We start from the raw sequence: 13,370 nt of genomic DNA, 5'->3' as shown, positions 1-13,370 counted from the left end.
GCTTTTTGAAGCAAGCGCTGAAAATCAAAGGCTGCACCATGTACAACAACACATACCCCATCGAAGAGTCTCTCCCGGCTGATGCACCGCGCGTATTGATCACGTGCTGCAACCGCATGGTGAACGACCATCCATTCCACATGGTCGGTCGCAAATATGTCGAAGCCGTCAGATTGGCGGGGGCTTATCCGATAGCCGTTCCGGCGGCTCATCCTGATGAGGTCGATACCTGGCTCGATATGGTCGATGGTGTTTTCCTTACCGGGTCTGCATCGAACTTGCATCCGAGCTACTTCGGCGAAGCACTGCTGGATTCCAGTAAGCCGCTGGATCCGGTGCGGGACTCATGGACGCTTCCCCTGATACGTCGAGCAGTGGCTAGGGGCATTCCCTTGCTGGGTGTATGTCGCGGTTTTCAGGAAACCAACGTCGCACTCGGGGGCAGTCTTCATCAAGCTGTGCATGATCAACCCGGGAATGCGAATCATCGGGAAGCCAACCACCCTGATTTGGATGTGCAATACGGTCCCTCTCACAGAGTTCAAGTGACTCATGACGGGCATTTGGCGGCCATCGTGAAGTCCGGCGCTTTCATGGTCAACAGCCTGCATGGCCAAGGCATTGCTCGTTTGGCCTCTGGTCTGCGTGTAGAGGCTCGCGCCGAAGACGGATTGGTTGAAGCTTTTACAGTCGGGCAAAGCCCAGGATTTGCTCTTTGTGTCCAGTGGCATCCGGAATGGAAATCCCGGACCAACGCGAGTTCGATGGCGATCCTGAGAGCTTTTGGCGATGCCTGCAGGCAATGGCGGGCAACGCATCGTGCTCAATAGCAACCGGTAGGCTTGAGCGGCCGGATCAAAGGCTTGCTTGGGTTAAGCTCCCCGCATGAATGCCAAAGCCACTTCTTCACGCAGCGCTGCAGCTGCGCCCAAGCGCCCCGCGCGACCCCGCGCCGGCCAGAGCCACGAAATCCGCATCATCGGCGGGCTCTGGAAGCGCACCAAACTCAAAGTGGCCGACAAGCCCGGCCTGCGCCCCACGCCGGATCGCGTGCGCGAGACCGTGTTTAACTGGCTGGGACAGGACATGACCGGCTTGCGATGCCTGGATGCTTTTGCCGGGACTGGTGCTCTCGGCTTTGAAGCTGCGTCCCGTGGCGCGAAAGATGTGCTCATCATTGAGCAGGACGGCGCCCTGATAGAGCAGCTCAAAAAAACCCATGCTCAACTCGAAGCCAACGCCGTGCATGTGCAGCGCGGTGACGGTGTCGCCGCTATTCGCCAGGCGGCACCCGGCAGCTTGGATGTGATCTTCATCGACTCGCCGTTTGACGCGCCGCTGTTCGAGCCCGCACTGGGCGCTTGTGCCCGTGCGCTGGCGCCTGAAGGCTGGGTGTATCTGGAGTCGCCCACTGCGTATACCGATGAAACTCTGAGCGCCGTGGGGCTGAGTGTCCACAGGCACCTCAAGGCCGGCGCGGTGCATGCGCACCTGCTCAAGCACACGGCGGCATAATTCCGGCCTCAGCCTCGCTGGCCACTCCAACTGTTTTTGCCATGCCACAACCCGTCATTGCCGTTTTTCCGGGAACCTTTGACCCCATCACTTTGGGGCACCAGGACCTGATTCGCCGCTCGTCCCGCATGTTCGGCACGGTGATCGTGGCCGTGGCCGTGGCGCACCATAAAAAAACCATGTTCAGCCTCGAAGAGCGGTTGGAGATGGTGCGCGAAGTGTTTCAGCCTCTGGACAACGTACAGGTGGAAAGCTTCACCGGTCTGGTGCGCGACTTTGCTGTCGCCCACGGCGCCCGCGCCATGGTGCGCGGCGTACGTTCAGTGACAGACTTTGACTACGAAGCGCAGTTGGCCGGCATGAACAAGGCACTGGCGCCGGAAGTGGAAACCATATTTTTGACGCCGGACTCGCGCTTCCAATTCATCTCCAGTACCTTGGTGCGCGAGATTGCCACCCTGAAGGGCGATGTGGCGCAGTTCGTGGCGCCCGTGGTGCACACACGCCTGATGGCGAAGGTGAGCTGAGCATGGCGCTACTGATCACCGACGAGTGCATCAATTGCGATGTGTGCGAGCCGGAGTGCCCGAATGAGGCCATCTACCTTGGCGAGCAGATCTATGAAATTGATCCGCACAAGTGCACAGAGTGTGTGGGACATTTCGAGGAACCGCAGTGTGTGCAGGTGTGTCCGGTAGCTTGCATTCCGGTGAACCCGGAGTTTGTGGAGAGCAAGGAAACCTTGATGCAGAAGTACCTACGTTTGCAAGCTGCTCCTGGCAAGCCGGCCTGACTCTCGCTTGCTTCCAGGCCCGTTTCAGGGCTTCTCGGTGGGGGCTTGTTTGGCAGTAAAGAACTCTGGCGGTTTCTTGTTCTTCAGGGGCGCCTGTGCCGACGCTGTGCCTGCGGTGGCCCCTTTGGCGGGTTTGTTTTTTTCCTCTTCCATCGCCTTGAGCTCTGCCTGGTGCCGCTTCATGGCTTCAGCTTCCTGCGCCAGCCTTGCTTTTTCCATGGCTTTGGCCGCTTCCATTTGCCGCTTGTTCTCTTTGTCGACCGCTTGTTTGCGGGCTACCGACGAGGCTGCGTTGGGGGAGGTGGTATCCAGCGTCTTCCCGCCACCGCAGGGCGTCTGGCTGTAGGTATTGCCGCATCGGTAGACTTTTTGTGCGCCGGCGCCCGTGGATACTGCGCAAGCAGCTACTAAAACTGTAGCAAGCAATATGGGTTTTTGCATGGCAGGTCTCAGGTATGGCAATTTGTTTTTCAGGCTGCTGGTGGCGAGGTGGGTGAATCTGTGGCGCCCGCTTCCATGGCCGGCGCGTTGGCTACACCCGCAGCAGGCGGTGCGGGCGCACGGGGGGGCTTGGGGCGCGGTGGCTTGCTGGTGTGAATCAGCATGGTGGCCTTGTCCATCTCGCTGGCGAGCAAATGGGGCAGGGCCTTGAGCGAGCGGTCAATGCTCTGGTCGATGGCAATGCGGTGGTCCAGCGAAGGTTTCTTAAGCACCCAATGCACTACTTCTGACTTCACGCCCGGATGACCCACGCCCAGGCGCAGTCGCCAATAGTCGCCGGTGCCCAGTTGGGCATGGATGTCGCGCAAGCCGTTATGTCCGGCGTGGCTGCCGCCGAACTTGAGCTTGGCTTCACCGGGCACTACATCGAGCTCGTCGTGCGCTACCAGAATTTCTTCCGGTTTGATTTTGAAGAAGCGGGCCAAGGCACCTACGGACTTGCCCGACAGGTTCATAAAAGTTTGTGGCTCCAGCAGCCAGACGGTTTCTCCCTTGATGCTGGTGCGGGCGAGCAGGCCGTGGTAACCGCGGTCCATGGCCAGGTTGACTTTGAGTTCACGTGCCAGTGCATCCACCCACCAGAAGCCGGCATTGTGGCGGGTACCGTCATATTCGGGGCCGGGGTTGCCCAGGCCGACAAACAGTTTGATCATGCAGAAAATTATGGCTTACAAAACATCAGAGGCATGTGCCCCAACGCAAAACGGCCCACCGAAGTGGGCCGTTTCAAGGCAATCAACGCAGGGCGTTAATTACTTCTTGCCTTTTTTGCCCTTGGCATCAGCAGCAGGAGCGGCAACAGGAGCTGCCACTTCTTCCACCGGAGCCACGACGGACACGACCACGGGGTTAGGCTTGCCGTGGGTCACAGCAACGGTACCCTTGGGCAGAGCCAAGTCGTTCACGTGCAGGGACTTGCCCTTTTCCAGGCCGCTCAGGTCCACAGCGATAAACTCAGGTAGGTCGGCTGGCAAGCAAGCCACTTCCAGTTCAGTGATGACGTGGTTGATCAAGCAAGCGTCTGTCTTCACGGCAGGAGAGTTTTCCTGGCCGCTGAAGTGCAAAGGCACGCGCATGCTGAGCTTGGTGTTGGCTTCCACGCGTTGGAAATCGATGTGCAGAACCAGTTGCTTGTAGGGGTGCATTTGCACGTCACGCAACAGGACCTTGCTTTCCTTGCCGTTGAATTCCATGTCCAGGATAGTGGAGTGGAAGGCTTCTTTCTTGAGGGCGTGCCACAAAGCGTTGTGGTCCAGCTCGATCAATAGGGGTTCGCCGGTGCCACCGTAAACGATGCCAGGTGTACGACCAGTGATGCGGAGACGGCGGCTCGCACCCGTGCCCTGCTTAGCGCGCTCAAAAGCGACAAATTTCATAACTAACTCCAAAAAAGAGTCCACCGCGACCAGTGTGACTCCGACAGTAAAAGACGCCACTGGCCGAAGCCTGCAGCGTCTGCTTTTTGTTCCGAGTGATTACTCGGTGAACAAACTCATGACCGAATCTCCCTTGGCGATACGCTGGATCGTGTCGGCGATCAGCGGGGCCACGGAGAGTTGGCGGATCTTGCTGCACTGCGCGGCGGCAGCGCTCAAGGGAATGGTGTTGGTCACCACGACTTCGTCGAGAGCATCGCCACCGGCGATACGCTCAATGGCCGGGCCGGAGAAGATGGGGTGTGTGCAATAGGCATACACCTTCTTCGCGCCGCGGGCCTTCAATACTTCAGCGGCCTTCACCAAGGTGCCTGCGGTGTCGATCATGTCATCCATGATCACGCAGTTACGACCTTCGATTTCACCGATCACGTGCATGACTTCAGACACGTTGGCCTTCGGGCGGCGCTTGTCGATGATGGCCATGTCGCAGTTCAACTGCTTGGCCAGCGCACGGGCACGCACCACGCCGCCCACGTCAGGCGACACCACGATCAAATCGCTGTAGTTCTTCTGGCGCAAATCGCCTAGCAGCACGGGGGACGCATAAATGTTGTCCACCGGAATATCAAAGAAGCCCTGAATCTGGTCAGCGTGCAAATCCATGGTCAGCACGCGGTCCACGCCCACGGCTTGCAGCATGTTCGCCACCACTTTGGCAGTGATAGGCACGCGGGCAGAGCGGGGACGACGGTCCTGGCGGGCATACCCAAAGTAAGGAATCACTGCGCTGATACGTTCAGCAGAAGCGCGCTTGAGCGCATCCACCATGATGAGCAGTTCCATCAGGTTTTCGTTGGTGGGCGCGCAGGTGCTTTGAACCACAAACACATCGCGGGCACGCACGTTCTGGTTGATCTCGACGGTGACTTCACCATCCGAGAAGCGGCCGACACTGGCGGCACCCAGAGAAATACCAAGGTGCTTGGCAATGTCTTCAGCCATGCCTGGGTTGGCATTGCCGGTGAAAACCATGAAATCAGGGGGGGTGAATGCCTGCATGTGGGGTGGTCCAGCGAAGAGATTGGGTTTATTTCGTCACAGATCGCATGCTGAATCGGGACCGGCCCGAACAGCAATTTGGCAGGGGAAGAAGGATTCGAACCTTCGCATGCTGGAATCAAAATCCAGTGCCTTAACCAACTTGGCGACTCCCCTACACGGGTTGATAGCTAAACGCTATCCACCGATAAACCGTCGCTGGGTGCCCATCCCTGAAGGGGGTGAACATCCAAACTGCTGCACAACTTGACTTCAAAGTTGCTTGGCACATCATCCAGATTGAAGTCTTGGTTGAGGTGCGCAAAAACTGCGCTTCCTGAACCAGTCATCCGACCGCTTAAGCCTTTGGAATCTAACCACTGAAGGGCTTGATTAACCTCGGGGCATAGCGTCTGGGCTATGGCCTGCAAGTCGTTTCGAGTTTGACTCAATGTCTTATCGAAAGTGTGTGCAGCGAAGCCATAGATTGTAGCGCACTCTGAGTCACGTTTCAAGTTGGGATCAGAAAAAATTCTTTTTGTCTCCAATCCGGCGTCCGGTTTGACGACGATCCAACGCGAAACCGGTATCTCTACAGGAGTGAGTTTCTCTCCGATACCTTCCACCCAGGCATTGCGCCCGCCCAGGAAAAAGGGCACGTCGGCGCCCAACTTCAATCCGATAGTAGAGAGAGCTTCCAAGGAGAGCCTGAGATTCCAAAGCCGGTTCAACGCCAGCAGCGTCGATGCCGCGTCGGATGAGCCTCCACCCATGCCGGCCTGGGCGGGGATGGTCTTGTGAATGGCGATGTGTGCGCCTGCAGTGCAGCCGGTTGCTTGCTGCAAGGCGCGCGCGGCGCGGACCACCAAGTCGTCTTCAGGCAGCGCCCAGGTCAGGTCTTCCCGGCTGATTTTTCCGTTGCTGCGTTGGCTGAAGTGCAGCGTGTCGCACCAGTCAATCAACATGAAGGGCGATTGCAACAGATGGTAGCCATCATCGCGGCGGCCCACGATATGGAGAAACAGATTGAGCTTGGCGGGGGCGGGAATGTCGTAGAGCGACTGCATGCCCGCGATTATCAATGCTGTGCTGACGCGAACTCAGCGCTGCAGCACGATGCGCAAGTCCACCGCGGGCAATACACCTGCTGCTCGGGCAGCTTGCAAGCGGCCTTGCTCCAGCCGACTGAGGTCTACTGTCCAACCGGGCACCTCGGTGGCTTGGCCGTTCAACCAGTCAAACAGGGCACGCACTGGCAGTTCGGCGCCTGTCGCTTGCTGCGCCAAGGCGGCCAGGGAGTCGAATTGGCGGGTTTCACCGTCAGCCAAGAGTGTGGCAACGCCCGGTGCCCACTGCAGGCGCGCGGCGGTCGTGCCCAGGGGGGTGAAGAACACCAGCAGACCGCTCTGCGGACTGCCGCCTAGCTCGAAATCGGCGCTGAAGGCTTGAGGTGGTTCGGTCTGAACCTTGAGCGCCAGACGACCGGTCCATTGAGCTTCTGCAGGAAAAGCGCCATTGGCGCCCGTCCTGTGTGCGCAACCAGCTATAAAAAATGTAGCAACCAGCGCCAGGGCACTGGCAAAACGCCTGCGCTTCATAGCGAAGGGTTCAAGCGCTTGATGGTTTCCAGAAGCGTTTCGTTGTCTTTTTGCTGCTCTAGGCCCTGGCGCCATACCTTATTGGCGGCATCGCGTTGCCCGGAGACCCAGAGCACCTCGCCCAAGTGAGCTGCAATCTCTGCATCCTGCCGGCTGGCATAGGCTTGCTCCAGCAGACGTTTGGCTTCGGCCAGATTGCCGCTGCGGAATTCCACCCAAGCCAAGCTGTCCACGATAAAGGGATCGCCGGGGGCAAACTCCAGCGCTTTCTGAATGAGCTGGCGTGCCTCCGGCAAGCGCATATTGCGATCGGCCAGTGAGTAGCCCAGCGCGTTGTAGGCGTGGTGATAGTCCGGTGCTTTGCTGATCAGCTGGCGCAGCAGGCGCTCCATCTCGTCGATACGGCCCAGCTTTTCGGCCACCATGGCCTGGTCGTAGGCAAAGGTGGTGTCATCCGGATAGGCTTTGACGGCCTTGCCCAGCAGAGCGTAGGCCTCGTCCATTTTTTTATATTCCCGTAGCAGCTGTATTTCGGTGGCCAGCTTGGTGCGGGCATCGTCCGCTTGCAGCTCGGGCGAAGTGCGGATCACCATCAGCGCATCGTCCAGCTTGCCTTGGCGGGCCAGTAGCATCGCGCGGCGGGTGTTCACGCGCAAAGCGTCTTGGGGGCTCTTGATGCGTTGCAGGTAGGCATTGGCTTCGTCGGCTTTGCCGTTCTGCTCGGCAATCTGCGCCAGCAGCAGGTAGGCCTGCACAGCGCCGCGGCCGGTTTCTGATTCGTCGCCGCTGTCCTGCTCCGCAGGTAGCAGGCTCAGGTATTTTTTGAGCGACTTTTCCGCGACGGCGTTGCCGCGGTCTTGCAGCTCCAGCGATCCGCGCACCAGCCAGGCATCCGGGAATTCGGGCTTCTGCTGGTTCAGCACCTTCATTTGCTCCAGCGCTTCAGAATAGCGTTGCGCACCTATCAGGGTGCGGCCATAGGCCATGCGGATTTCAGGAATGGCTTTGCCAGCCAAGTATTTGCGCACCACCGCTTCAGCGGCGGGCGTCTTGGCTTCCATCAGGTTCAGGGCCAATATGGCGGGCTCATCTGCGGAGCTGTCGAGCGCCGCACCTCGTTGGGCAGCATCCAGTGCACCGGCCGTGTTGCCAGCGCCAAACCGCATTACGCCTACCGCAGCCCAAGCCGCAGGGCCGTAATTGCTGGTCGGCAAGTCTGCGGCCAGAGCTTGCTCCACCACGTTGGCGGCTAATGCTTTGTCCGTCACCCGGGGGAAGTAGCGGGGAATCTGGTTGATCGCGGTCACCCTTTCCTTGCCGGTTAGCCCCTGCAGTTCGCGCTTGAGGGGGTCCGCAATTTCGGCAAGGCGGTTGGTGCCGATCAATATCTGCAGCACATAGCGGTTCGGCTCTTTGGCGTTCGGGTAGGCACGCTGCCACGCACGTGCCGCTTCAATGGCGAATTCGGCGCTGCGGGCACGCAAAGCGAGTTCGACGGCACGCTCATACAACTTGACCGAGCCCGAGCGCCGGGCAGCGTCGAGCGTGAGCGAGAAAGCATTCGCCTCGTCACCATCGAGTGCGCTCATTTCCGCCTGCAGGATCTGGTACATCAGCCGCGCATCGAGGTCGGAGTTGACGATGACCGGCGCCGGTGTTGCCGCCACGGCGGGGGCGAAAGGGGCGAGTCCGGCCAGCAGGGCGGCCAGGGCAATGAGGCGTGGGGTACGGTGCATCGGACCATAATAATCCAACCCCCAATACCGAGAGCGCCCATGCCTGAATTGCCCGAAGTCGAAGTGACCCGCCGGAGTTTTGCCGACCGCATCACCGGCGCCACCATTCAGGGCGTGCGCATGGGCAAACCCCTGCGCTGGCCTTTGCAGTGTGAGCCTGCCCAGCTAGCAGGTATGCGGGTGCGCGGCGTGCGACGCCGGGGAAAGTATTTGTTGATCGACCTGAGCGATGGCTTGCTGCTGGTGCACCTGGGCATGTCGGGCTCGGTCATCTTTGACCGCCACTTGCCGCCCGCCGGCGTGCATGACCACTTTGACATGGTGACGGACCTGGGCACCCTGCGCCTGCACGACCCCCGCCGCTTCGGAGCGGTGGTGTTTGCGGCGGGCGAGTCCGACCCTGTGGCGCAAAAGCTGTTGGGCCACTTGGGTGTGGAGCCGCTGGGCGATGGTTTTGACCCCGCCGCCTTTCTGGCCGGCCTGCGCCAGCGCAAAGCGCCTATCAAACAGGTGTTGCTGGCCGGCGAGGTGGTGGTCGGGGTGGGCAATATTTACGCATCGGAGGCTTTGTTTCTCGCCGGCATACGCCCCACCAGCCCTGCCAACAGCATCAGCAAGCCAAGGGTGGCCAAGCTCCATGCGGCGGTCAAAGACGTGCTCAGCCGCGCGGTAGAGAAGGGCGGCAGCACCCTGCGGGATTTTTCCAATGCCAATGGCGAAAGCGGGTACTTCCAGCTCGAAGCCAATGTCTACGGCCGCGAAGGCGCGCCTTGTCGTGTGTGCGCCACACCGGTACGCGCCATCCGGCAGGGGCAGCGCTCTACGTACTACTGCATGGTTTGCCAGAAGCGCTAAGAGAGGGGCGTGGTGCTATATTGGCCGATTCCTCGGGGGACTACGTGGCTACTTCATTCAACGATCAGTTTGACCAACACGGTACATGGCGGCGCGAATTCGCCCTGCGCCTGAAGTTACTGGCGGAATGGCTTAAGGACCACGAGTTGCTGGACGCGGGCGTCGAAGAACGCCTGCTGCGCCTGGAAACCCAGCTGCGCTCTGACAAGGTGATGGTGGCCTTTGTGGCCGAGTTCTCGCGCGGCAAATCCGAGATGATCAACGCCCTGTTCTTTGCAGGGTACGGCCGGCGCATCATGCCGGCCAGCGCAGGCCGTACCACCATGTGCCCCACAGAAATGGGCTACGACGCCGATGTGCCCCCCTGCCTGCGCCTGCTCCCCATCGAGACCCGCCTGCAACCCCAAGCCCTGATGGAATGGCGCATGGCCCCCGAAAAGTGGGCCCGCATCGACCTCGATGTGAACAATCCCATACAGCTGGCCAAGGCCTTGGAAAAAGTGGCTGAAACTCGCAAAGTCACGCAAGACGAAGCCCGTGCCCTGGGCTTCTGGCATGCCCAAGCCCCCGAAGACAACCCCATGGTGGATGCACAGGGCATGGTCGAGGTGCCGCGCTGGCGCCACGCGCTTATCAACATCGCCCACCCGTTGCTCAAGCAGGGGCTGGTGATTTTGGACACCCCGGGCCTGAATGCCATTGGCGCCGAGCCGGAGCTGACCGTCAGCCTGATTCCGCAGGCCCACGCAGTTGTGTTCATGCTGGGTGCGGACACTGGTGTCACCAAGTCCGACCTCTCCATTTGGCGCGAGCACCTGATCACCGAGTCCACCGACCCCGATGCGCGTCTGGTGGTGCTCAACAAGATCGACACGCTGTGGGACGCCCTCAGCACCCCGGCCCAGATCCAGACCCAGATCGACCGACAGCGCACCAGCACGGCCGACATTCTGGGTATTCCCAAAGAGCGGGTGATTGCCGTCTCCGCGCAGAAGGGCTTGGTTGCCAAGGTCACCGAAGACGACGTTCTGCTGCGCCAGAGCTGCCTGCCCGTGCTCGAGGACGTACTCGGCCACGGCATGATGGGCAAGCGCCAGAAGATCCTGGCCTCGGCTATGAAAGGCGGCATCACTGACCTGCGCGGCGAGACCGGCCGCGTCATCAACATCCGCAAGCGTGACCTGACCGAGCAGATGCTGGAGCTGCAAAGCCTGCAGGGCAAAAACGCCAACGTCATCAAGCACATGCGCAACCGCATCTCGCAAGAGCAGGCGGAGTTTGACCAGGGCGGCGCCAAGATCCATGCCGTGCGCTCGGTGCACCTGCGCCTGCTGCGCGATGTGTTCAACATCCTGGGCGCCTCGGTACTCAAGAAAGAAATGGCTTTGCTCAGCGACACCTTGCTGCAAAAAGGCCTGAAGCTGGGCGTCAAGCGCGCCTACAGCGAAACCTTTGACCGCTTGCGCGGCAACCTGCAGCGCGTGCAAAGCCTGTGCGCCGAAATCCAGAGCATGCTGGAGGCCAGCTTTACCTCGTTGAATGCCGAATACGGCTTCTCCCTGCAGCCGCCGGTGGAGCCCGACATGGCCCGCTTCTCGGCTGACCTGGACACTGTGGAGCGCAACCACCTGCAGTACCTCGGCCTGGGCAATGCCTTCAAGCTGGCCCAGCCCGAGTTTGCCGACCGCCTGGTGCGTGCGCTTTCCACCCGCTTGCGGAACATCCATGAGGCCGCGCTGGCCGATGTGGAGCTGTGGAGCAAATCGGCCGCTGCCCAGCTGGACGCCCAGCTGCGCGAACGCCGCCGCAACTTCGCCCGCCGCATCGAGGCGATTGACCGCATCTCGCAAGCCGCCGGTGGTCTGGAAGACCGCATCGGCGAGATCAACCAGCAGAGCAACGCCCTCAACGAGCTGGACGCCAAACTCATGGAGCTCACCTCCTACCTGGTGGCCGCCCAGCAAAGCGCCAAACCGGCCACCAAAGTTGACGTGGAACTGGTCTGAGCGTGGCGCAGAGCAGTTTCGCCACCGCCGTGGTGCGCTGGCAGGCGCAGCACGGCCGCAATAGCCTGCCCTGGCAAAACACCCAAGACCCGTACCGCGTGTGGCTGTCAGAAATCATGCTGCAGCAAACGCAGGTGGCCACCGTTATCGGCTACTTCGACCGCTTTCTGGCCCGCTGTCCCACGGTGGCAGACCTGGCCGCCGCCAGCAGTGACGAGGTCATGGGCCTCTGGAGTGGCTTGGGCTACTACAGCCGCGCCCGCAACCTGCACCGCTGCGCCCAGCTGGTCATGGAGCTGCATCGCGGCGCCTTCCCGCGCGATGCGGCAACGCTGGTCACCCTGCCCGGCATAGGCCGCTCCACCGCTGCGGCGATTTCCTCGCTGTGTTTTAACGAGCGCGTCGCCATCATGGACGCTAACGTGAAGCGGGTACTCACCCGCGTGCTGGGCTTTGATGCGGACTTGGCTTCAACGACCAACGAACGCGCCTTGTGGGACCGCGCCACCGCTTTGCTGCCCACAGAGGCCGAGGTGGCCACTGAAGGCCCGCGCGTGATGCCGCGCTACACGCAGGGCATGATGGATTTGGGCGCCTCGCTGTGCAGCCCCAAAAAGCCCAGCTGCCTGCTTTGCCCGGTGAACAGCCAGTGCGCTGCCGCCAAGGCGGGTGACGCCGAACGCTACTCGGTGCGCACCCGCAAGCTCAAGCGCAGCAGCCAGAGCCTGTGGCTGCTGTGGTTGCAGCGGGATGACGGCGCCGTTTGGCTCAGCAAGCGTCCCACGCCGGGTGTGTGGGCGGGCTTGCAGTGCTTCCCGCTGTTCGAGAGCGAAGACGCCTTACGGGCTGCGCTGCCGCCCGCGTTTGCTGCCGACTTGCAGTTCATGCCTGCAGTGACCCATGTGCTCACGCATAAAGACCTTTTTATGCACCCAGCGCAGGTGGAATGTGCGCGGGCAGCTACTGATTTGATAGCAAATGGTTTGGGCGAAGGCACTTGGTTTACCCCTGCCGAGTGGGCCGCAGCAGGATTGCCGTCACCGGTGCGAAAGCTGTTGGAAGGTTAGAGGGCGTCCATCTCGCGGTGCCGCTTCAGCGTCACCCACTCGCTGCTGAAGCGCTTGGCCAGTTGCTCCACCAGGTACACCGAGCGGTGCTGCCCGCCGGTGCAGCCTATGGCCACCGTCACGTAGCTGCGGTGGTCGCGGGCCAGGGCGTCCAGCCAGCTTTCCAGAAAGTGGGCGATGTGGTGCTGCATCAGCTCCACCGCTTCCTGGGCTTTCAGGAAGTCGATCACCGGCTGGTCGCGCCCGGTCAGATGTTTGAGCTCGGGGTCGTAGTGCGGGTTGGGCAGCATGCGCACGTCGAACATGTAGTCCGCATCGGTGGGCACGCCGCGCTTGAACGCAAAGGACTCAAACACCAGCGTCAGCTGTCCGCCGGGCGCGGCAATCATGGCCTTCACGTAGCCTTGCAGCTGCGAGGGGCGGATGATGCTGCTGTCAATCACATGGGCCTGCTCGCGCAGGTCGGCCAGTAGTTCGCGCTCCAGTTCAATGGCGTCCACCAATGCGCGGCGCTCGTCGCGCTCGCCGTGGTCTGAGCTGTTTTGTGACAGTGGGTGCTTGCGTCGCGTTTCGGAATAGCGGCGCACCAGCGTGTCGGTGGTAGCGTCCAAAAACAAAGGTTTGACCACCACGCTCAGCGCACGCACGGCAGCCAACTGCTGGGGCACCAAGGGCAGGGACGTGGCGCTGCGCACATCCATGGCAATGGCCACGCGCTGCGCGTTGTGCTGGCGCTCCAGCTCCACAAAGGGCAGCAGCAGCTCGGGTGGCAGGTTGTCCACGCAGTAAAAGCCCGCGTCCTCCAGCGCGTTGAGCGCCACCGACTTGCCCGAGCCGGACATGCCGGTGATGAGCACAATCTCCATGGGCATTGACGAAGGG

Annotated in this window: 15 protein-coding genes and 1 tRNA gene; 7 read left to right on the top strand and 9 right to left on the bottom strand. The window is 60.9% G+C overall.

The annotated features are described in order from the left end of the window. Window positions 1-5 precede the first annotated feature (5 nt). From AEP_RS07845 to AEP_RS07830, 4 genes are read left to right on the top strand one after another with little or no spacing between them, the layout of a single operon-like run. On the top strand, window positions 6-830 hold the full coding sequence (locus AEP_RS07845; protein ID WP_257789660.1) for a gamma-glutamyl-gamma-aminobutyrate hydrolase family protein: 825 nt from the start codon (window positions 6-8) through the stop codon (window positions 828-830). 55 nt (window positions 831-885) lie between these two features. After that, entirely contained in the window at window positions 886-1,515 is a 630-nt protein-coding gene (rsmD, locus tag AEP_RS07840) for a 16S rRNA (guanine(966)-N(2))-methyltransferase RsmD (RefSeq protein ID WP_087494865.1), read from the top strand. A gap of 41 nt (window positions 1,516-1,556) precedes the next feature. Beyond that, window positions 1,557-2,042 (top strand): pantetheine-phosphate adenylyltransferase, encoded by a 486-nt coding sequence (coaD, locus tag AEP_RS07835; RefSeq protein WP_087494864.1) that lies wholly within the window; start codon window positions 1,557-1,559, stop codon window positions 2,040-2,042. 2 nt (window positions 2,043-2,044) lie between these two features. Further along, a complete protein-coding gene (locus AEP_RS07830; protein WP_087494863.1) occupies window positions 2,045-2,308 on the top strand; it encodes a YfhL family 4Fe-4S dicluster ferredoxin in 264 nt (87 codons plus the stop codon). Window positions 2,309-2,332: 24 nt separating this feature from the next. Here AEP_RS07830 and AEP_RS07825 read toward each other — a convergent pair whose 3' ends face one another. From AEP_RS07825 to AEP_RS07790, 8 genes are all read right to left on the bottom strand, one after another. Next, window positions 2,333-2,749, bottom strand: coding sequence for a hypothetical protein (locus tag AEP_RS07825; protein WP_087494862.1), 417 nt, complete (start codon window positions 2,747-2,749; stop codon window positions 2,333-2,335). A gap of 29 nt (window positions 2,750-2,778) precedes the next feature. After that, window positions 2,779-3,462, bottom strand: a complete 684-nt coding sequence (pth, locus tag AEP_RS07820) for an aminoacyl-tRNA hydrolase (RefSeq protein ID WP_087494861.1) — start codon at window positions 3,460-3,462, stop codon at window positions 2,779-2,781. Between the two features lie 99 nt (window positions 3,463-3,561). After that, window positions 3,562-4,185, bottom strand: coding sequence for a 50S ribosomal protein L25/general stress protein Ctc (locus AEP_RS07815; RefSeq protein WP_087494860.1), 624 nt, complete (start codon window positions 4,183-4,185; stop codon window positions 3,562-3,564). A gap of 99 nt (window positions 4,186-4,284) precedes the next feature. Continuing rightward, the gene (locus tag AEP_RS07810; RefSeq protein WP_087494859.1) at window positions 4,285-5,247 is read right to left on the bottom strand and encodes a ribose-phosphate pyrophosphokinase; all 963 of its coding nucleotides are present in this window, start codon (window positions 5,245-5,247) and stop codon (window positions 4,285-4,287) included. Window positions 5,248-5,326: 79 nt separating this feature from the next. Then, window positions 5,327-5,403: transfer RNA gene (locus tag AEP_RS07805), tRNA-Gln, on the bottom strand. A 14-nt stretch (window positions 5,404-5,417) separates the two neighbouring features. Then, window positions 5,418-6,293 (bottom strand): 4-(cytidine 5'-diphospho)-2-C-methyl-D-erythritol kinase, encoded by an 876-nt coding sequence (gene ispE / locus AEP_RS07800; protein ID WP_087494858.1) that lies wholly within the window; start codon window positions 6,291-6,293, stop codon window positions 5,418-5,420. A gap of 33 nt (window positions 6,294-6,326) precedes the next feature. After that, the gene (locus AEP_RS07795) at window positions 6,327-6,824 is read right to left on the bottom strand and encodes an outer membrane lipoprotein LolB (protein ID WP_087494857.1); all 498 of its coding nucleotides are present in this window, start codon (window positions 6,822-6,824) and stop codon (window positions 6,327-6,329) included. Beyond that, window positions 6,821-8,560, bottom strand: a complete 1,740-nt coding sequence (locus AEP_RS07790; RefSeq protein WP_087494856.1) for a tetratricopeptide repeat protein — start codon at window positions 8,558-8,560, stop codon at window positions 6,821-6,823. The genes AEP_RS07795 and AEP_RS07790 overlap by 4 nt, the downstream gene beginning before the upstream one ends. Window positions 8,561-8,599: 39 nt before the next feature. On the opposite strand from AEP_RS07790, the gene mutM reads away from it, so the two are divergent. Genes mutM through mutY form a run of 3 tightly spaced genes read left to right on the top strand, consistent with a single transcriptional unit; the run spans window position 8,600 to window position 12,488 of the window. After that, window positions 8,600-9,415 (top strand): bifunctional DNA-formamidopyrimidine glycosylase/DNA-(apurinic or apyrimidinic site) lyase, encoded by an 816-nt coding sequence (gene mutM, locus AEP_RS07785; protein ID WP_087494855.1) that lies wholly within the window; start codon window positions 8,600-8,602, stop codon window positions 9,413-9,415. A gap of 44 nt (window positions 9,416-9,459) precedes the next feature. Beyond that, entirely contained in the window at window positions 9,460-11,421 is a 1,962-nt protein-coding gene (locus AEP_RS07780; RefSeq protein WP_087497245.1) for a dynamin family protein, read from the top strand. Window positions 11,422-11,423: 2 nt separating this feature from the next. After that, window positions 11,424-12,488, top strand: coding sequence for an A/G-specific adenine glycosylase (gene mutY, locus AEP_RS07775; RefSeq protein ID WP_087494854.1), 1,065 nt, complete (start codon window positions 11,424-11,426; stop codon window positions 12,486-12,488). Here mutY and rapZ read toward each other — a convergent pair. Then, window positions 12,485-13,360 (bottom strand): RNase adapter RapZ, encoded by an 876-nt coding sequence (gene rapZ, locus AEP_RS07770; RefSeq protein ID WP_087494853.1) that lies wholly within the window; start codon window positions 13,358-13,360, stop codon window positions 12,485-12,487. The genes mutY and rapZ overlap by 4 nt on opposite strands. Window positions 13,361-13,370: the final 10 nt, after the last annotated feature.

Source organism: Curvibacter sp. AEP1-3 (assembly GCF_002163715.1).
Taxonomy (GTDB): domain Bacteria; phylum Pseudomonadota; class Gammaproteobacteria; order Burkholderiales; family Burkholderiaceae_C; genus Allorhodoferax.
This window is presented reverse-complemented; position numbering and strand designations above follow the sequence as displayed.